Raw genomic sequence first — 18,456 nt, 5'->3', positions numbered from 1 at the left:
TGAATGTGCACGCTGTCTTCCGCGCTTCCCGATGCAGCGCTGATCTGACACGCCATCAGGAAACGCAAAGAGCCCCCTACCCCCGGCCAATTCGGCTGAGGATAGGGGGCTTGCTGCTGGGCACTTACGAAAACTGGTAGGTGGTGGCGAGACCGGGCCAGCGAGCATAAGGCAAGAGTCAGGTGGTGGTCAGGGATAGGTACCTACGTCCGGTCCGGTCGGACACGCCATAATGCGCTGCCAGATGAGCGCCGGTCACTGGCCGACCATGCTTGGCTTCTAGTACGGCAATGGCCGCGCGAATGTCCTCAGCGGTAGGTGGCGTGGTCACTGTGTCCGGCGCGCTGCCCTCGAAGTCAGACCACAAGTCATCTGTCGGCCAACTGTCCGTGCCCTTCTGCGGGGCTATCGTTGCCTGGCTGGCCTCAGGCTTCACAGGGACACCCGGCAAGGGCTCAGAGCGCCGCTCAGGGGCTTCCGTCCGGTGCATTCGCCAAACGGTCAGCGGGAATACCGCGTGCAATCCAGCGGACACCCAGGTTCCTACGGCGGACAGTGATTCGGCCGTAAGGACACCAGCCACATTCGCGGCCACGGCAACGGACACGCTTAGCGCAATGTCTCGACCTGACCGGACAGCCCAGACCATGAACAGATCAATGGCCACAGGGACAGCCGGCGCGACGGACTCAGGAACACCATGGGCCAGCGCAAGATCCCGCTGGGTGGCAAAGCTGATAACCATGGCCGCAGCAAGAGCGGCGTAGCGGACAAGCCCAGTAATTGAAATGCGCTTCATTCGGTATCAGCCCAATCGGTCACGCGCTGGTCATGGTCAGGAACCTGGTAATCGGCATCAGGCGAACGGCGGACATAGGTCCGGCGAGAACGGGCAGCGAGAAAGGCTGTGCGGTCAGCGGGTGCAATCTCCCATAGCGGACGGGCTAGCTCTTCTTCGCTGAGCGTCTTGTAATCCGGGGGCATGGTCACTCTCAGGGCATAGGAAAGCCCCGGCTACTAAGTAGCAACCGGGGCCTGGGTATTCAGCAGGTGCGCGTTGCGCTAGTCCCAAACTTCATCGTCGCTGGCATCAGGCTGCGGGGCAGTGATCGCAGTGCGGGCAGAAGGACTCAGCCCTAGCTCACGGATATAGCGGGCAAGCTGAGACCGGTACTGACCGGCAATCGTCGCCGCGCCGTTCTTCACAGTTCCGCGCTCAGCCGTGACCATGAGTCCGCGCTCCGATAGATCACGCTCGCACTGGTCGATACGCGCGACACAGACACAAAGATCCTTCACGGTCGAATGGTCCACTTCACCGATACCCGCCGAGACTTCGAGAATCGGAACGATGCGCCGCCATTCCTCGGAAGCAACTTCGCGGCAACGGGCATTCTCAGCTTCAACGCTCGCAGAAGTCGACGGCTGGAAGACTGCCGACCAATCAGGCTCGACCAGGACAGCGCGCGGAACAACGACGCCTTCTCGAATGACCTTCTTACTGGGATTACCTTCGCGGATCAGTTGCAATGTGGGCTTCGGGCGGTATCTGTCAGCCATGGTGGCGACTCCTCAAGTGATGAATGGAATTGCAGAAGGGTGTATGGGCTTCCAAGAACGCTCACAGCCCCGGCCCTAGGGTTTTCCCTCCCTGTCGACGGATCTCAGGAGGGGGAGGGGGTCACTCCCCAGGGGGTAGGGGTCAGCGAGTGTTGCCGTGGCTGTCAGTTCCGCGCTCACGCTGCCAGCGCTCGTATTCGATATCGGCGCGGCTACGTGTCTTGCGCTTAGGGTCGGCAAAACCGCCCTGTTGTGTCGCTGTGTACTTGCTGTGACAGCTCTTGCATAGAGCACGAAGGCGCGAAGCATCATCAATGTTCTTTGCGTCCATTGCCCAAAGCTCACGGCGCGACTTCGGATGATGGTCAGCAACCTTGGCTATCGCTGGACACAGCGCGCATGAATGAGCAGTGCGAAGAACCCGCGCACGCGTTAGCTTCCAGTGCTTTGTGTCGTAGTTGAAGTCAGCCAATTCATCGTAGGTAATTAGGCGGATCTGATAGCAGGTCAGACAATGGAAGCCCGGCTTATGCCGCTCAGCGCTGCAACCTGGTGTGCGGCATGTGGTGTGGTACAGGGTTACAGCCATGGGGGGCACCTTTCAGGGCAGGGGGCCCCGGGGGCATCTCAGCCGGCCCGGGGCCTTATGCGCTGAGGGGGAGGGGCTAGAAATTGGCGTTGAACCAGCGAGGGGAGAACCAGCGCCCCGACATGCGCCCGTCGTCCAATCGCTGTTTGTACGTGCGCACGCCAGCGCAAGGGGCGCAGACCAGCCGTGTATACGCCGGGGCCTGAGCAATGTAGGCAGAAGACCCACATTCAGCGCACAGAGCGTCTGCGCCTTGCTCGCTGAATAGTCGCTGTGTGGCTTCCCATTGTTCCGTCATGATGTCTCCATTCGGGGACGACAAAAGCCCCGGTCCCCGCACAGGCAGGGACCGGGGCTAGTCAGTGGCGCGCTAGAACTTAGGCAGCAGCGTTGGTGATACGGACGTGAGCCGCAGCAACCGGCATAGCGAAACCGATACGCATGGTGCCGCGAACACCAACACGGTCGGACGAGAAGTAAGCCGAATGGTCAACATCAAGGCGGGTGTCCTCACGCTCAACAACAAGGAAATCGTCCTTGCTGATGCCGTAAACAATGTCCGCCGGAATGTAAGGCGACACGACCACGGGACGGCCGAGGATTGTACGCCGACCCTCAAGGGATAGGTCCGGGTTAAGAAGACCACGGTTAGAACCGCTGGCATCCTTGAGCTTCGCAATCTCAAGGGCAGTTGCAGCGCCGGTAACCCAGTGAGTAATGCGACCCCCGGCAGCCTCGCTGAGCGAAACAGCCTCTTCGAACGGGTCAAGGTTGGTGTATGCCACAGGAGCACTGACAGCGGAGATACCGGTCAGCGAAGCGAAACCAGAAGGGTTCGGGGAAGCGAGTGCATTGAACAGCGCATTGTCGACGCTATTCGCGATCATCCGGGCAATGGAACGGCCGATCTGGTCAGCCGCAGATGGGTTGGAGTCGTCGGCAAGCTCACGAGAAACGATGGTGAGACCACCGAACTTCGCCGGGGTAACCACCAGCTCATTGAAGGTAGCGTCAGACGGGGTAATCTCCGCGCCCTCAGCAACAGCGCCAACGGTCACGTCAGACGCGAGAATCGGAACGTGGTAGCTGTGCGCGTTGGTGACGACTCGGGTACCCGTCAGATACGCGACGGAAAGAGCCTCAACCGGCTTAGTGACAAGCTGCCCGTACTCCGGGGGTAGAACAGACTGAGTACCGGCATTGGTGGTGAGCATAGACATGCGTGAAAATCCCTTGTTTGAGCGAATGCGCGGCGATTGCCTACGCCATAGCGGCCCGCTGTACCTGACAGCGTGGAAAAGCGGGCACCAGGCCCAAACGTGGGATCACTGACAGCGCCTGGCTTACATCAGTGATTCCTAGAAGCACCTACGAAAATTGGTAAGTGGTGGGTGTGGGATTAGCTATCAGCGCTGATGGCTAATCCCTTGCGAGCTAGCGACGCGGGAACTTGAGCGCTTGGAGCATCGTCGGCCCTGTATCGGTGGGTGCGGACTGGCGATAACCCCCGCCTACGTCGCCCCACGGGGCGGGGCCATTCCGCAGACCAGGGCGCTTCGTGAGAAGAGCCTCAACGGCAGCGTCAACCGTCTCCGTATCAACTTCGCCGTCTGGGGAGAGAAGATCAGCGACCGCAACCCCGCCTATGTCGAGAAGGTCAGAACCAACGGCTAGCTTGCCCCCGGCGTACTTCTCAATTTCCTTGCGCTGCATGTCAGATATGCGTTTCTCGGCAGCTTCTAGCTTTGCCTCTGCGTCTCGCAGCTTCGTACGGTATTTAGCTGCCTCACGGTTAGCCGAATTCCCTTCGGATGTCTCCGCCGGCTCAGAAGTCCCGGAAATTGAGTCAGAGGGTGCGGGCGTGTTCTCTGGCGTGTCGCTGGCGGGCGTAGCCTCAGACATTGACTCCGCCCCCCTCGCTGTAGATAAACGTAATGATGTGGGTAGCGGGGCAATTCGTCGCGTACGCAACTACCTCAGCGGCCGTCATATGGTCGCCGTAAAGGGCGTACATGTCGCCTTCATCAAGGAAGAGGACTTGTGCCAGCGCGGGTACGGGAAGCGGAGTTTCCGGCGCACTATGTGCGATAGCTGCAACAATCTGCGCTGAGGCAAATTGGCTGTCAGCAAGTTCCGTGAGAATGCAAGTCATAACGTGTCCTTTGCGCATTTCCCCGCCGCTCAACCAGGTGGAAAGGACAGAACACCGGGAGCGACGGGGAAGACTGAGTGATGAACTAGCCCCGGCCACTCTGTAAGAGGTGACCGGGGCCCTATTTCATGAAAGGTGGGGCCGTGGTTAGACCCCCATACCGCTGATGACCAGTCAGCGGAGTATTAGCGGCGCAGCGCCTCACGGATGCGCGCGTTTAGTTCACGGTCGCTCTGACCAGGCCGATAGGCGACGCCGTATGCAGTTCGGTTCTCAACCCGAATATCTAGGCTCTTGAGCGTGCGTGAATAGGTACCGAAGCGGACGCCGTTCTTGCCATTTGCGTTCAGCCAGCGCTGTACGTCGTAGTACAGATCATGGGTCTTGATCGAGCTTCCGCGCTCAGCGTGAATCAACGCCTCAAGGGCAGAGCAAATGTCGGGAACGTGCGGCAGATCCTCTTCATGAATCATGCGGCACCAGCCCCCTTCGCGTAGGCGCGCACTAGCCGATCACGGGTTGCCCGCTTAGCGCTGACCGACTGACGGCCGTAGCGGCTTCCCAGTCCCTTGTCCTGAGCGTCCATAAAAGCGTGTGCAGCCCTTGCGCTGGCTTCTCTGGCCTCAGCCTCAGCGGCACGACGTTCGGGGCTCACAGCGGCGTATGCGGCCTTCTTGAGCGGGGCTATGGCGTCGGCCAGTCCTTCGCGACCAACTCGCCGGTGGGCGTTGTCCATGAGCTTGTGACAGCTTCGGCACAGCGCAACGTAATTGCGGGAGTCCTCAGACCAAACCCGGTAAGTCCGACCGACACCGTGCCGCTCGTTCGGGTCGTTCCAGAGGTACGCCCATTGGCTAGCCGTCAAGAGACACCAGGCGCACGCGTGGTACTTCGCTGGCAGCTTCAACGCATCTAGCCGACGATGCATGGCGTAGTAATCAGATTCGGCAGACATGTGGGTCTTCTTTCGTTGGGGTGCGAAACGACTAAAGGCCCGATCCAGGGACTCAACACGACCAGGCACCCCTGCCAGTCATGCGAGTCAACCCGGATCGGGCCTCTAGTGATGTGCGGCTTAACCCCCGCACGGGCGTTCAATGTGGGACCTACAAAAGGGTGCGGTCCGATGGCGAAGGCGTAAAACTTGCCCTCACTAAGTATCTAGTGAGTGGATTGCCTGGGGCGGATGCCTAGGGAGTCGATTGCCTGGCCGGCTGTGTAGAAGTGCAGAAGTGATGGTCAGTCTCGTAATCGACTAGGAAGCTCTTATCGGTTATGAGATTGGGGTATGTTTCTACACTTCTACATTCTTGCTGGTCAGAGTGGGTTTTCTGATGGGGTGTCAGAAATGCTTCTACACTCCCTGCCCGCTGATAGCTCAAATGGCGGCGAGGCCAGGCGCAAGGAGCGCGATACCAGCAGGCGCTACCGCACGACTGGAAACACGCCTCGGTTCCCTGTCCGCCTGCCTGAGCGCTTCGCGACCCTGCCTCGCTGCCCCGTCGCCGGCGAAGCCCTGAGCGGCCCTGTGAGCGCCTGTCAGCGTCGCCCTGACCCTGGGGTGCCACCGGACCCCTGAAAGCCCCTCAGAGGCAGCAGAAAGCCCCCGCCGGTGTGTCCAAGCAGGGGCTCAACACCTCAGCGGTAGCGACTAGTTCGCCAGTGTGCCCGGCCAGCCCATCAGGGCCTTCTGTAGGGCCTCAAGACGGGCGACGCGCTGCCTGGTGAGCTGTGAGGCATCCCCGGCCTTCTGGGAGGCGTACAGGGCTTCGAGTTTGCGGCTCACGCGGCTGAACTCAAGCTCTGTGAACCAGGCGTGTTCGTCGGCTTCGCTCACGGCCAGCGAGGCAGCCCGGGTGGCGTGGCGGGCAAGGCCCTCTGCGCTGTCACCCTCGAAGCTGTCCAGCGATGCCCAGGCGGCTACGCGGGCGATTTGCGTTTCGAAGGTGCCGAGAAGTCCGGCGATTGCTTCCAGGTTACCGTTTTTCGCTGCTGCAATATCCATGCCGCTGAGAATAGGGCCGGAATTCCAATGTGTCCAATTTTGGTAGGTGGTCCACAATTTTTCGTAGGTGGTGCCACGGCAGCAAAACGCCCCCGGCATCCCATCAGGGAGCCAGGGGCGTTCTGTAACCGGCGAGTTATGCCATGGCTGTAATTTCGCTCGCTGCCTCCATGAAGAACGGATGCCGGACGTCGAAGCTGACCCGTCGCTCATCCAACTTGCGCCAGCCGCCACGCGTAGAGCGCTTCACGCTCAGGTAGGCCCCGGCTTCCTGCAACAGCTTTCGCTTGCCTGCTGTGTCGGCTTCTGTCCACAAGTCGTAGTAGGTCTTTCCGGTTCCGATTTCCTCGGTACGGGGCTCCACGCGCTCACGCGTTTCGAGTTCGGCCAGTCGCGCATCAAGTGAGTCCGCGCGCTTCTGCCATGCCGCCTTTGCGTGGTCCGATTTCTGCCGCCCTTGCTGTGCCTGGTGGTCTTCGAACTCAGCGAGCGTGGCGTCGATTTCGGGTTGTGGGTCATAGCCGGGAATGGTGCGAGTGTGCGTTACTTCGAGCGCTCCCACCATCCGCAGAAACTCGCGCTCTGCATACTCGTCGGCCCATTCGCGCTTAATGGTCGACGGGGCTTCACACCTGTGGCCCCTGATGTTCGCGCCGCACTTGTAGGTGTGGGTCCTGTTGGTGCTCTTGCTGGTGGGGGATGGCTGGTGAAGGTACATGCGCTGTCCGCACCCTTCACAGTGAATGACCCGAAGCAAGAGCGCCACGGTGTCTACACGGTCCGGCTTCTGGTTATCGACGGAACGCTCAGCGAGAACAGCGCCGATTGCGTCGAATTCCTCGCGGGTGAGAATCGGCTCAGCCGTGGCCATGACCGGCGCACCCTCGCTGTCCCGGACAGGATTGTTCGCCTGCGTCTTCCAGCCCAATAGGCGCTCAGAAGTTAGGAGTTCCTTAATCGCGCCATGTCGCCACGAGAAGCGTCCACGCACGACAGTCTCGCCGGCCCTGCCACCGGTCTTCCCGCCGGTTTCTCGCCCCTTCTTTAGGCTCCAATAGTCCCGGGATGACGGAATCCCGTCGGCGTTAAGGTCCCGTGCGATTGCAGCGAGGCTCTTCCCGGGCACGCCCTTACCGGGGTCACCCTTGAGTTCCCGGATGATGCGCTCTAGGACTGCCACGGCTTCCGGGTCCTGAACCAGGGTCCAGCCGCCACCTTCCAGCGGGGCAGGCATGTAGCCATAGGGTGGACGAGAACCACGCCAGCGAAGAGGCATGACCCGCATTGCCGCCTGAGCGCTGGTGACGCGTTCCCGGATGGCCTGAGCTTCCATTTGTGCCGCGAAGGCGAACAGCGTGACCAGAAGCTGTGTCATGGGGTTTAGCGGATTACGGAAGTCAAGGTCTAGACGTCCGCCCGGCCCTTCGGCGAAGACGATCATTTTCCGGTGTTCGCGTGCCCACTTCGCCAATTCGTGCATGTCTTCCATGGACCGAACGGCACGGTCGAAACGCCAGAAAACCAGCGCGTCAAAGTCATCCGGGCGACGAAGCCAGGCACCCAATTCCGGGCGCTCAAATGGCGTGGTTTTGCTGGCGCTTACTCCCAGGTCGACGGCTTCCCGGTCGCCCAGGTCGATTCCCAGCGAAGCGGCGGCAGCCTGGTTGGCGGCTCGCTGGCGTTCGGGACTGGTGGTCTCGTCGGTCAGGACGCTGAGGCGGAGCGCGGACACACCCCTGAGCGCGTTGGCGGTGTTCATGGAAACGTGTGAGCGAGTCGATTGCCCACCCGTGCTGACCTGCTGTTTTGTCGCCACGGTGTCTGACTCCCAGAACTACTAGTTGGGGAGTCTTCGGAAACAAGTACGGACACCCCGCGCCCCGCACGGTCGCGGCGTTGCGGTCACGGGGTGCGCTGGTGATGCGCACGGACCAGGACGGTGCGATCGCGGTGACGGGTGCCGGCGCGGACCTGAGGGCGGTGGCACGGGGCGCCGGATGAACCTGTCGGCCGAGCGCCTGCGGGCCGGCCTGCCGGGACGGCCCGTGGGCCGAGCGCCTGCCGGGACGGCCTGTAGGCGAGTGCCCGTCGGGCCCAGTCCGTCGGGCGAGGGCCGGCCCCACAGGCCAGGCCCGTCAGTCCCGTCGTCGGTCCGTCAGTCCGTCAGCCCGGCCGCCGGCACGACCCGTCAATCCAGCCAGCGTCCGTCGCTCATGATCAGCCGGTCCTTCAGTTCGTTCACCTCGCGCCATGCCTTCACCACACGGGGGGTGATCCGCAGATACACCCAGGAGGGCCGGTCCCGCGGGTCCCAGAGCAGCTTCGCGGCGAAGGCGTCGGCCGACCCGGTCGCCAGTTCCGAGCCCTCCATGACCTCGGCGGTCCCCTCGATGTGCACGACGTCGCGGGTGTGGCCGAGGGTCACGACGACCTCGCCCCGAGGCGCCAGGTTGCGGGCGGTGGGGTTGGTGCGCCGGGTGCACATCAGCAGGGTGGCGCCGTCCCATGCGAACGAGAGGGGCATCAGGCACGGCTGCCCGCCCGGGGACGCCGTCGCGACCCACGAGTCCTTGTCGTCCGCCAGCCGGGCGAGGGTGTCCCGCCGGCGTTCCTCCCGGCTGCGTGCCTGCTCCTGGGTCGTCATGGCGGCAAGCTATGCGGTGTCCGGGCCGCGCCGCGTCGGACTGCGGGAGGAGCCGTCTCCGCCTTCCGGACCAGGACCAGCGGCCCTGGCGGCGCGGCGGAGCGCGCAGCAGACTGCGTTCATGGACACGTTCCCGCCCACCCCGCCCGCCGCGACCCCGCCCGACCTCTCGTCACGGGACACCGACTCACGGGACACCGACTCGCGACACACCGACGCCTACCTCGCTCGCATCGGATGCGCACGGCCGGAGCGGGCCGACGCCGCAGCGCTGCGGGAACTCCAGCTGCGGCACTTGCTGTCCGTACCGTTCGAGAATCTGTCGATCCATCTCGGTGAGCCTCTCGTCCTGGCGGACGGCCCGCTCCTCGACAAGGTCGTCGGCGCTCGCCGCGGCGGTTTCTGCTACGAACTCAACGGCGCGTTCGCCGTGCTGCTGCGCAGCCTCGGCTTCGGCGTGACCCTTCTCCAGGCCCGGGTCTTCGGCGACGGTGGACGCCTCGGCATCCCCTACGACCACATGGCGCTGCGGGTGGAGACGGCGGACGGCAGCGGCCCCTGGCTGGCCGACGTCGGCTTCGGCGACCACAGCCATCACCCCCTGCTTCTCGCGGAGCGGGGTGAACAGGACGATCCGGCGGGGACGTTCCGTATCGCGGAAGCGGCCGACGGGGACCTCGATGTGATCCGGGACGGCAAGCGGCAGTTCCGTCTCGACACGAGGCCGCGTGAGCTGCCGGACTTCGAGGCGGGCGCCTGGTGGCACCGCACCTCACCCCTCTCCCACTTCACCAGGTCGCTGGTGTGCTCCCTCCTCACGGAGGACGGCCGGATCACGCTGAGCGGCCGCAAGCTCGTCACGACCGTGGCCGGTGAGCGGCACGAGCGGATGCTGGGCAGCGACGACGAGGTGCTCGGCGCCTACCGTGAACACTTCGGCTTGGAGCTCGACCGGGTTCCGGAGGTCCGGCCCGCGGCGTCCTGAGACCGGGCGCCGAAGTGGTTGGCGGACCGGTGGCCGGACCGGTCGCCGGGCACGGTGCCGACGTGGCCACGGGCCCCGGCACAATATGCCGGTGAGCGATGTGAGACATGTGCTGGTGCTGCCCGACCGCGACGCCGCGGAGGAGGTGGCGGAGACGATCGGCGAGAGCTTCCCCGTGACGGAGGAGCCCCAGCTCGTGCGGGACGCACTGGCGGGCGAGGACGACGCGGAGGACGCCCAGTGGCTGGTCGTCGTCGAGGACCCGGAGGGCGCGATGGACGCCGCCGCGCTCGACGCGTTCGTGGCCGCCTGGGACGGGTGGCGCGAGGCGCACTGACCGTTCGCCCGGGGCTGTCGGTGGGGCGTGGGATGCTGGAGCGCGATGGCCACCAAGAACTCGACCGACGATCCGCTCGCCCCCGTGACTCTCGCCGTGGGCCAGGAGGATCTGCTTCTCGACCGTGCCGTTCACCAGGTGGTGGCGGCGGCGCGGGCCGCCGACGCCGACACGGACGTACGGGACCTCACCGCCGACCAGCTCCTGCCCGGCACGCTCGCCGAGCTGACCAGCCCGTCGCTCTTCGCCGAGCGCAAGGTGGTGATCGTGCGCAACGCGCAGGATCTCTCCGCCGACACGGTGAAGGACGTCAAGGCGTATCTCGGCGCCCCCGCCGAGGAGATCACCCTGGTGCTGCTGCATCCCGGTGGGGCCAAGGGCAAGGGCCTGCTCGACGCGGCGCGTAAGGCCGGGGCGCGGGAGGTCGCCTGCCCCAAGACGACCAAGCCCGCCGAGCGGTTGAACTTCGTGCGGTCCGAGTTCCGTGCGCTGGGCAGGTCCGCCACCCCCGAGGCGTGCCAGGCCCTCGTCGACTCCATCGGGAGCGACCTGCGGGAGCTCGCCTCCGCGGTGTCGCAGCTGACTGCGGACGTCGAGGGCACCGTCGACGAGGCCGTCGTGGGCCGTTACTACACGGGCCGCGCCGAGGCGTCGAGCTTCAACGTCGCCGACCGGGCCGTGGAGGGCCGGGCGGCGGAGGCGCTGGAGGCGCTGCGCTGGTCGCTGTCGACGGGCGTCGCGCCGGTGCTGATCACGAGCGCGCTCGCGCAGGGCGTGCGGGCGATCGGCAAGCTGTCCTCCGCGCGCGGCGGCCGGCCGGCCGATCTGGCGCGTGAGCTGGGCATGCCGCCGTGGAAGATCGACCGTGTCCGCCAGCAGATGCGCGGCTGGACCCCCGACGGTGTGGCCATGGCCCTCCGCGCGGTGGCCGAGGCGGACGCCGGGGTCAAGGGCGGGGGCGACGACGCGGAGTACGCGTTGGAGAAGGCGGTCGTGACGATCGCGACGGCGGCGCGCTCACGCCGCTGAGCCGGTGCCGACGTCCTGGCGTGACGCCCGCCAGTAAAGGCGCCCGTCCCTGCAGGAGTCCCAGGCGTCCCTCTTGGGCGATGCGCTCCTGTCGGGCCAGGAGCCGAGCACGCCTGGATCACACCGGCCCGGATCACACCATGGCGAAGGCCCCGGTCCGCAGTCCTGGGGAAGGACAGCGGCCCGGGGCCTTCGTGTGAAGCTCGGTGCGCCGCACCCGCGTGGCGAACGCAGGCCGCGTGCGGCGCGGGGGTGCCGACCGGGAGCGGATGAGAGGGCCCGCTTGATCCCTGCCGGCGATCAGTCAGTAGCTCAGCCCTGGAGGGAGCCAACCTTGGCAGCCAGCGCCGACTTCTTGTTGGCGGCGGCGTTCTTGTGGATGACGCCCTTCGAGACGGCCTTGTCGAGCTGACGGGAGGCGGCACGGGTAGCTGCGGTCGCCGACTCGATGTCGCCGGTGGCGACAGCCTCACGGGCCTTGCGGATCGCGGTCTTGAGCGAGGACTTGACGGCCTTGTTGCGCAGGCGCGCCTTCTCGTTCGTCTTGTTCCGCTTGATCTGGGACTTGATGTTCGCCACGAAAGAGCCTTTTCAGGTTCGATGATCTCTGAGGTTGCGTCCCTCCTCCGTAACCCTGCGGGTACGGAGGGCGCCTCCGGAGAGGAAACGAGACACAGCTGCTCAGGCTACCAGTCGCCCCGCGGACGGCCCAAACCCGGCACAGTCGCCGACCCGTGGGACCATGGAGCCTACGTATCGATCCGACAAAGAGCCGAGCCGAGCCCGAGCCGAGCTCACCGACCCGGCGTCTGCCAAAGAATCAGGACCCTGCGTGCCCGCGACTCCTATCCACGTGCCCGAGCCGAGCCGTACCGACCCGGCTCTGATCCGCAACTTCTGCATCATCGCGCACATCGACCACGGCAAGTCGACCCTTGCCGACCGGATGCTCCAGCTGACGGGTGTGGTCGAGCAGCGGCAGATGCGCGCCCAGTACCTCGACCGGATGGACATCGAGCGCGAGCGCGGCATCACGATCAAGTCCCAGGCGGTCCGTCTGCCCTGGGCCCCCACCGAGGGAGAGGGGCAGGGGAAGACCCACATCCTCAACATGATCGACACCCCGGGTCACGTCGACTTCACGTACGAGGTGTCCCGGTCCCTGGCCGCGTGTGAGGGCACGGTCCTGCTCGTCGACGCGGCCCAGGGCATCGAGGCGCAGACCCTCGCCAACCTGTACCTGGCGATGGAGAACGACCTCGCGATCGTCCCGGTGCTCAACAAGATCGACCTGCCGGCGGCCCAGCCGGAGAAGTTCGCCGAGGAGCTGGCGAACCTGGTCGGCTGCGACCCGACCGACGTGCTCAGGGTCTCCGCCAAGACGGGTCTCGGTGTCGAGGCGCTGCTCGACCGGGTGGTCCGGGAGGTGCCGCCCCCGGTCGGTGTCGCCGACGCGCCCGCCCGCGCGATGATCTTCGACTCGGTCTACGACTCCTACCGCGGTGTCGTCACGTACGTCCGTGTCATCGACGGCCAGCTCAACAAGCGTGAGCGGATCCGGATGATGTCGACCGGCGCCACGCACGAGCTGCTGGAGATCGGCACCAACTCGCCGGAGATGCTGCCGGCCGACGGCCTCGGTGTCGGTGAGGTGGGTTACCTCATCACCGGTGTGAAGGACGTCCGCCAGTCCAAGGTCGGTGACACGATCACCACCCTGCACAAGGGAGCCACGGAGGCCCTCGGCGGCTACAAGGACCCGAAGCCGATGGTGTTCTCCGGCCTGTATCCGCTGGACGGCTCCGACTACCCCGAGCTGCGTGACGCCCTCGACAAGCTTCAGCTCAACGACGCCGCGCTGGTGTACGAGCCGGAGACGTCGGCGGCGCTGGGCTTCGGTTTCCGTGTGGGCTTCCTCGGCCTGCTGCACCTGGACGTGATCCGTGAGCGCCTCGAGCGCGAGTTCGGGCTCGACCTGATCGCCACCGCACCGAACGTGGTCTACCGCGTGACGATGGAGGACGGCACCGAGCACACGGTCACCAACCCGAGCGAGTTCCCCGAGGGGAAGATCGCCGACGTCCACGAGCCGGTCGTGCGGGCCACGATCCTCGCGCCCAGCGAGTTCATCGGCTCGATCATGGAGCTGTGCCAGACCCGCCGCGGCACCCTCCTCGGCATGGACTACCTCTCCGAGGACCGGGTCGAGATCCGCTACACCCTGCCGCTCGCGGAGATCGTCTTCGACTTCTTCGACCAGCTGAAGTCCAAGACCCGCGGCTACGCCTCCCTGGACTACGAGCCCACCGGCGAGCAGGCCTCCAGCCTGGTCAAGGTCGACATCCTGCTGCACGGCGACAAGGTGGACGCCTTCTCGGCGATCACCCACAAGGACGCGGCCTACGCGTACGGCGTGCGGCTCGTCGCCAAGCTGCGGGAGCTGATCCCCAGGCAGGCGTTCGAGGTGCCGATCCAGGCGGCCATCGGCTCCAGGGTCATCGCCCGTGAAACCATCCGCGCCATCCGCAAGGACGTCCTCGCCAAGTGCTACGGCGGTGACATCTCCCGTAAGCGGAAGCTGCTCGAGAAGCAGAAGGAGGGCAAGAAGCGGATGAAGATGGTCGGTTCCGTGGAGGTCCCGCAGGAGGCCTTCATCGCGGTGCTGTCCAGCGACGAGGGTGGCAAGAAGAAGTAGCTGTCGCGCGTCGCCCGGGTCAGCGAAAGCGCCCGTCCTGTTCGGGGACGGGCGCTTTCGGCCGTCCGGAACCGTCGCGGAATATAGGTGCCTTGTGCATCGATCCGTTCCGCCACCCGGTGGACCTGCGCTCCGTTCGTTATCAAGCGGCAGCCCGCAGGCACTTACGCGCCGGTCCTGCGGGCTTTACCCTGAGCACGGCTCGATGGTTACTCGCCAGTTAAACAACCAGCCAGTTGTGCAGTGTTGCCGCAGGCCCGGAGGACGTCGTGAGCGAAACCCAGACCCTGATCGAGAACCGGCCGCCTTCGGTGGCGACCCTCTTCACCGAGCGCGTGGCAGCCACGCCGGACGGCGAGGCATACCGGTATCCGGTGCCCCCCGCCGCGGGCTCGGGCCCCGACGACTGGAAGTCCCTGAGCTGGGGCCAGGCCGCCGAGCGGGTCTACGCCGTCGCGGCCGGACTGATCGACCTGGGCGTGAACGCGGAGGAGCGGGTCGCGCTCGCCTCCTCCACCCGGGTCGAGTGGATCCTCGCCGACCTCGGCGTGATGTGCGCGGGCGGCGCCACCACCACGATCTACCCGTCCACCAACGCCGAGGAGTCGGCGTACATCCTCGCCGACTCCTCCAGCCGGGTGCTGATCGCCGAGGACGCCGCCCAGCTGGCCAAGGCACGGGAGAAGCGCACCGAGCTGCCCGAGCTGAAGCACGTCGTCGTCATCGACCCGGCCGGCGTCGAGCCGGACAGCTCCGAGCCGGAGGGCTGGGTCCTCACCCTGGCCGACCTCGAGGCGCGCGGCGCGAAGTACCTCGCCAAGAACCCGGACGCGGTCAAGGAGCGGGTCGCGGCGATCACCGCCGACCAGCTGGCGACGCTCATCTACACCTCGGGCACCACGGGCCGCCCCAAGGGTGTGCGCCTGCCGCACGACAACTGGTCCTACATGGCGAAGGCCATCGCAGCGACCGGACTGGTCACCAAGGACGACGTGCAGTACCTCTGGCTGCCGCTCGCCCACGTCTTCGGCAAGGTGCTGACCTCGGGGCAGATCGAGGTCGGCCATGTCACGGCGGTCGACGGCCGCGTCGACAAGATCATCGAGAACCTTCCGGTCGTCCAGCCGACCTACATGGCGGCCGTTCCCCGCATCTTCGAGAAGGTCTACAACGGGGTCGCGGCCAAGGCGCGCGCCGGCGGCGGCGCCAAGTACAAGATCTTCCAGTGGGCCGCGGGAGTCGCCCGCGAGTACGCGAAGGTCACGCAGGACAACTTCCGCCGCACCGGTAACGCGACAGCCCCCTTCGGCCTGAACGCCAAGCACAAGGTCGCCGACGCGCTCGTCTACTCCAAGCTGCGCGAGGCGTTCGGCGGACGGCTGCGCGCCGCCGTCTCCGGTTCCGCCGCGCTCGCCCCCGACATCGGCTACTTCTTCGCCGGCGCCGGCATCCACATCCTCGAGGGCTACGGTCTGACGGAGTCGAGCGCCGCCTCCTTCGTCAACCCCGGCGAGGCCTACCGCACCGGCACGGTCGGCAAGCCGCTGCCCGGCTGCGAGGTGCGCATTGCCGACGACGGCGAGATCCTGCTCCGCGGCCCCGGGATCATGGAGGGCTACCACAACCTGCCCGAGAAGACCGCCGAGGTCCTCGAGGCCGACGGCTGGTTCCACACCGGCGACATCGGCGAGCTGTCCGCCGACGGCTACCTGCGGATCACGGACCGCAAGAAGGACCTGATCAAGACGTCCGGCGGCAAGTACATCGCGCCCGCCGAGGTCGAGGGCCAGTTCAAGGCGGTGTGCCCGTTCGTGTCCAACATCCTGGTGCACGGCGCGGACCGTAACTTCTGCACCGCGCTGATCGCCCTGGACGAGCCGACGATCCTCGGCTGGGCCGAGGAGAACGGCCTGGGCGGCAAGAGCTACGCCGAGGTCGTCGCCTCCCCGCAGGCCGAGCAGCTCATCGAGGGCTATGTGCGGCGCCTCAACGAGGGGCTCCAGCGCTGGCAGACCATCAAGAAGTTCCGGCTGCTCCCGCGCGACCTGGACATCGAGCACGGCGAACTGACGCCCAGCCTCAAGCTGAAGCGCCCGGTCGTGGAGCGCGAGTACAAGGACCTGATCGAGGACATGTACGCCGGTTCCCGCGAGGCGTGACCCCGCACGCACAGCGGCGGAACGGTGCCGGACCGACGGCCGTTCCGCCGCATGCGTGTGTGCTCTTTACGCCTTCCTGCCGGTTTCCTTCCCCCTAGTTCGGTGACTCGGTGCTTATGAGCCCCCTCGGTCTGTCACTCTGTCGGTGTCATAAGCGGCGCACGCCAGCACCGACCAGGAGCCGCAGGTGGGGTCCATTCCGATGCAGCGCGAGACCGGCAACTCTTCGACTCCCGTGTGGCCGGCACGGTTCGACCCCAGGCTGGTCGCGCACACCAGCCTGCCCGGCAACCTCCTGGCCCCGGCCGCGGCACGCCGTTTCGTGCGCGACGCCGTCGACGGGTGGACGGGTCTCGGTCTCCTGTCCGGCGGCTCCTGTGCCGACCGGCTGGCCGACGACGCTGCCGTCGTCGTCAGCGAGCTCGTCACCAACGCCGTCGTGCACGCCGGCACCGCGGCGGAACTGCTCTGCCGGTTCGAGGAGGCCACGCACGAGGAACCGGCCGCGCTGGTGGTCGAGGTCTCCGACCACCACCCCGCCAGCGCCGTCACCGGCGGGCCGCACAGCGCCGACGAAGCAGGGACCGCGGACTACGGCCGTGGCCTCCAGCTCGTCGCCTCGCTCGCGGAACGCTGGGGCATCACCTTCCACGCCGCGCTGAAGACCGTCTGGGCCCGCCTGCCGCTCGACGGCCGTGACGTCCGCCCGCCCGCCGCCGCGTACGCGGCACCGCCCGCCCGCCGGGGCCCGGACGGGACGGAGACGTCCGTGCCGGGACGCGGGCGTGACGACCTGGAGTGGGTGAGCCGCGGGGCGCCCGCCTTCCTCGCCGAGGCGTCCGACCTGCTCGCCGGGCAACTGGACGAGGACATGGTCGCCGCGCTGGCGGGCCAGCTGCTGGTGCCGCGGCTCGCCGACCGGTGCGCGATCTGGCTGGATGGCGGGACGAAGGCACACGGACACGGGACCGGGGGAGGAGGGGCCCGGGCGAGGCTCGTCGGGGTGTGGCACAGCGACGAGGCACGAGTCGGGCCGCTGCGGGAGGCCCTGGGCGAGGAGCCGCCCCTGCTCCCGCTCGCCTCGGACGGCGGACCGGTGCCGGTGGCCTGGCCGGACGGGACCCGCGGCGAGCACCCCGCGCCCCCGTACTGCGCCACGGCGCACGACGCCCCCCGCACGTGGGGGACGGCGGCCGGGGCGCCGCACCCTCCCACGCCCGGCGCCGCCACTCGCTTCCCGGGCGTGGCCGGGCCGCCCGCCGTCACCGGCACCCAGGAGCCGGCCGGGCCCCTTCCCGCCGACGAGGAACCGGCCACCGCCCTGGCCTACCGCCTCGGCGTCGGCGGCCACCGTCTCGGCGTGCTGCTCGTCGCGCAGAACGGCCCGGCGGGCGTCCCCGCCGAAGTGGCGGCCCTCATCGAGGACTTCGCCCGGCGGGTCGCCCTGGCCGTCAGCGCCGCCCGCCGGTACACCCGGCAGGCCACCATCAGCCGTGTACTCCAGCGCGGCCTGCTGCCCAGCAGGGTGGGACAGATCCCGGGCGTCGACACGTTCCTGGTCTACGAGCCCAGTGACGACGGTGTCGCCGGCGGCGACTTCTACGACGTCTTCCCCGCCGGGTCCGGCGGCCGCTGGTGCTTCATGCTCGGTGACGTCCAGGGCAGCGGGCCGGAGGCCGCCGTCGTCACCGGTCTCGCCAGGCCCTGGCTGCGGCTGCTCGCCCGCGAGGGTTACGAGGTCGGCCAGGTCCTCGACCGGCTCAACGGCCTCCTACTCGACGACGCCATGGAGGCGGCGGAGGCGGCGGCCCTGATCGTCACCGGCGGGCACGGGCCGGGCCTCCCGGACGGGCAGCACGCGCGCTTCCTGTCGCTGCTGTACGGCCAGGTCGTGCCGTCACCGTCCGGCGACGGCGGCGCCCGCTGCACCCTGGCGAGCGCCGGGCACCCGCTGCCCCTGCTGCTGCGGCCCGACGGCACCGTACGGGCCCTCGCCGAGCCGCAGGTGCTGCTCGGGGTCGTCGACGACGTCGCGTACCAGAGCCACACGTTCGACCTGGAGCCCGGTGACACGCTGCTGTGCGTCACCGACGGGGTGACCGAGCGGCGCTCGGGATCGCGGATGTTCGACGACGAGGACGGTCTCGCGGCCGTCCTGTCCGGATGCGCCGGGCTCACGGCGCAGGGCGTGGCCGAACGGATCAGGGCCGCGGTGCACGCGTTCGCGCCGACGCCGCCGGGGGACGATCTGGCGCTGCTGGTGCTCCAGGCGGGGCGACCTGCCGGGTGACGGACAATGGG

General features: G+C 66.7%; 15 protein-coding genes. 7 read left to right on the top strand and 8 right to left on the bottom strand.

Annotated features, from left to right (window positions below; all coding sequences use genetic code 11):
- Positions 1-1,062 precede the first annotated feature (1,062 nt).
- From ACTMTU_RS09080 to ACTMTU_RS09070, 3 genes are all read right to left on the bottom strand, one after another.
- The gene (locus ACTMTU_RS09080) at positions 1,063-1,560 is read right to left on the bottom strand and encodes a phage terminase small subunit P27 family (RefSeq protein ID WP_441262957.1); all 498 of its coding nucleotides are present in this window, start codon (positions 1,558-1,560) and stop codon (positions 1,063-1,065) included.
- A 142-nt stretch (positions 1,561-1,702) separates the two neighbouring features.
- Positions 1,703-2,149, bottom strand: coding sequence for a hypothetical protein (locus ACTMTU_RS09075; RefSeq protein ID WP_441262956.1), 447 nt, complete (start codon positions 2,147-2,149; stop codon positions 1,703-1,705).
- Positions 2,150-2,526: 377 nt separating this feature from the next.
- Positions 2,527-3,369 carry a phage major capsid protein gene (locus ACTMTU_RS09070; RefSeq protein WP_441262955.1) on the bottom strand — a complete coding sequence of 281 codons (843 nt, stop codon included), beginning with the start codon at positions 3,367-3,369 and terminating at the stop codon, positions 2,527-2,529.
- Positions 3,370-3,607: 238 nt separating this feature from the next.
- Between ACTMTU_RS09070 and ACTMTU_RS09065 the strand changes: the two genes are divergently transcribed.
- Positions 3,608-3,823 (top strand): hypothetical protein, encoded by a 216-nt coding sequence (locus tag ACTMTU_RS09065; protein WP_441262954.1) that lies wholly within the window; start codon positions 3,608-3,610, stop codon positions 3,821-3,823.
- Positions 3,824-4,486: 663 nt separating this feature from the next.
- Here ACTMTU_RS09065 and ACTMTU_RS09060 read toward each other — a convergent pair.
- From ACTMTU_RS09060 to ACTMTU_RS09045, 4 genes are all read right to left on the bottom strand, one after another.
- Complete coding sequence (locus tag ACTMTU_RS09060) at positions 4,487-4,774, bottom strand: hypothetical protein (RefSeq protein ID WP_441262953.1); 288 nt, start codon at positions 4,772-4,774, stop codon at positions 4,487-4,489.
- Between the two features lie 1,178 nt (positions 4,775-5,952).
- Entirely contained in the window at positions 5,953-6,306 is a 354-nt protein-coding gene (locus ACTMTU_RS09055; protein ID WP_441262952.1) for a hypothetical protein, read from the bottom strand.
- A 136-nt stretch (positions 6,307-6,442) separates the two neighbouring features.
- Entirely contained in the window at positions 6,443-8,065 is a 1,623-nt protein-coding gene (locus ACTMTU_RS09050; protein ID WP_441262951.1) for a recombinase family protein, read from the bottom strand.
- A gap of 429 nt (positions 8,066-8,494) precedes the next feature.
- Positions 8,495-8,950, bottom strand: a complete 456-nt coding sequence (locus ACTMTU_RS09045) for a pyridoxamine 5'-phosphate oxidase family protein (RefSeq protein ID WP_441262950.1) — start codon at positions 8,948-8,950, stop codon at positions 8,495-8,497.
- Between the two features lie 121 nt (positions 8,951-9,071).
- Between ACTMTU_RS09045 and ACTMTU_RS09040 the strand changes: the two genes are divergently transcribed.
- The 3 genes from ACTMTU_RS09040 (at position 9,072) to holA (ending at position 11,301) form a co-directional block, all read left to right on the top strand.
- On the top strand, positions 9,072-9,935 hold the full coding sequence (locus ACTMTU_RS09040) for an arylamine N-acetyltransferase family protein (RefSeq protein ID WP_441262949.1): 864 nt from the start codon (positions 9,072-9,074) through the stop codon (positions 9,933-9,935).
- Positions 9,936-10,026: 91 nt separating this feature from the next.
- Complete coding sequence (locus tag ACTMTU_RS09035; RefSeq protein ID WP_189467956.1) at positions 10,027-10,272, top strand: hypothetical protein; 246 nt, start codon at positions 10,027-10,029, stop codon at positions 10,270-10,272.
- Positions 10,273-10,317: 45 nt separating this feature from the next.
- Positions 10,318-11,301 (top strand): DNA polymerase III subunit delta, encoded by a 984-nt coding sequence (gene holA, locus ACTMTU_RS09030; protein WP_441262948.1) that lies wholly within the window; start codon positions 10,318-10,320, stop codon positions 11,299-11,301.
- Between the two features lie 312 nt (positions 11,302-11,613).
- Here the strand turns inward: holA and rpsT are convergent, their stop codons facing one another.
- Complete coding sequence (rpsT, locus tag ACTMTU_RS09025) at positions 11,614-11,880, bottom strand: 30S ribosomal protein S20 (protein WP_441262947.1); 267 nt, start codon at positions 11,878-11,880, stop codon at positions 11,614-11,616.
- A gap of 253 nt (positions 11,881-12,133) precedes the next feature.
- On the opposite strand from rpsT, the gene lepA reads away from it, so the two are divergent.
- The 3 genes from lepA to ACTMTU_RS09010 all read left to right on the top strand — a co-directional run bounded on the left by lepA (position 12,134) and on the right by ACTMTU_RS09010 (position 18,445).
- Positions 12,134-13,996: a translation elongation factor 4 gene (lepA, locus tag ACTMTU_RS09020; protein ID WP_441262946.1), complete on the top strand. Its 1,863-nt coding sequence runs from the start codon at positions 12,134-12,136 to the stop codon at positions 13,994-13,996.
- Between the two features lie 269 nt (positions 13,997-14,265).
- Positions 14,266-16,155: an AMP-dependent synthetase/ligase gene (locus tag ACTMTU_RS09015; protein WP_441262945.1), complete on the top strand. Its 1,890-nt coding sequence runs from the start codon at positions 14,266-14,268 to the stop codon at positions 16,153-16,155.
- A 202-nt stretch (positions 16,156-16,357) separates the two neighbouring features.
- Positions 16,358-18,445 (top strand): SpoIIE family protein phosphatase, encoded by a 2,088-nt coding sequence (locus ACTMTU_RS09010; protein ID WP_441263168.1) that lies wholly within the window; start codon positions 16,358-16,360, stop codon positions 18,443-18,445.
- Positions 18,446-18,456: the final 11 nt, after the last annotated feature.

This window comes from Streptomyces sp. OZ13, assembly GCF_052068155.1.
Lineage (GTDB): Bacteria > Actinomycetota > Actinomycetes > Streptomycetales > Streptomycetaceae > Streptomyces.
Note: the sequence above shows the minus strand (reverse complement) of the source record. Positions and strands in the feature narration are given on the sequence as shown.

Coding starts and splice junctions, on each gene's coding strand:
- ACTMTU_RS09080 (WP_441262957.1), bottom strand. CDS start 1,560: ATGGCTGACAGATACCGCCCGAAGCCCACATTGCAACTGATCCGCGAA.
- ACTMTU_RS09075 (WP_441262956.1), bottom strand. CDS start 2,149: ATGGCTGTAACCCTGTACCACACCACATGCCGCACACCAGGTTGCAGC.
- ACTMTU_RS09070 (WP_441262955.1), bottom strand. CDS start 3,369: ATGTCTATGCTCACCACCAATGCCGGTACTCAGTCTGTTCTACCCCCG.
- ACTMTU_RS09060 (WP_441262953.1), bottom strand. CDS start 4,774: ATGATTCATGAAGAGGATCTGCCGCACGTTCCCGACATTTGCTCTGCC.
- ACTMTU_RS09055 (WP_441262952.1), bottom strand. CDS start 6,306: ATGGATATTGCAGCAGCGAAAAACGGTAACCTGGAAGCAATCGCCGGA.
- ACTMTU_RS09050 (WP_441262951.1), bottom strand. CDS start 8,065: ATGAACACCGCCAACGCGCTCAGGGGTGTGTCCGCGCTCCGCCTCAGC.
- ACTMTU_RS09045 (WP_441262950.1), bottom strand. CDS start 8,950: ATGACGACCCAGGAGCAGGCACGCAGCCGGGAGGAACGCCGGCGGGAC.
- ACTMTU_RS09040 (WP_441262949.1), top strand. CDS start 9,072: ATGGACACGTTCCCGCCCACCCCGCCCGCCGCGACCCCGCCCGACCTC.
- holA (WP_441262948.1), top strand. CDS start 10,318: ATGGCCACCAAGAACTCGACCGACGATCCGCTCGCCCCCGTGACTCTC.
- ACTMTU_RS09010 (WP_441263168.1), top strand. CDS start 16,358: ATGCAGCGCGAGACCGGCAACTCTTCGACTCCCGTGTGGCCGGCACGG.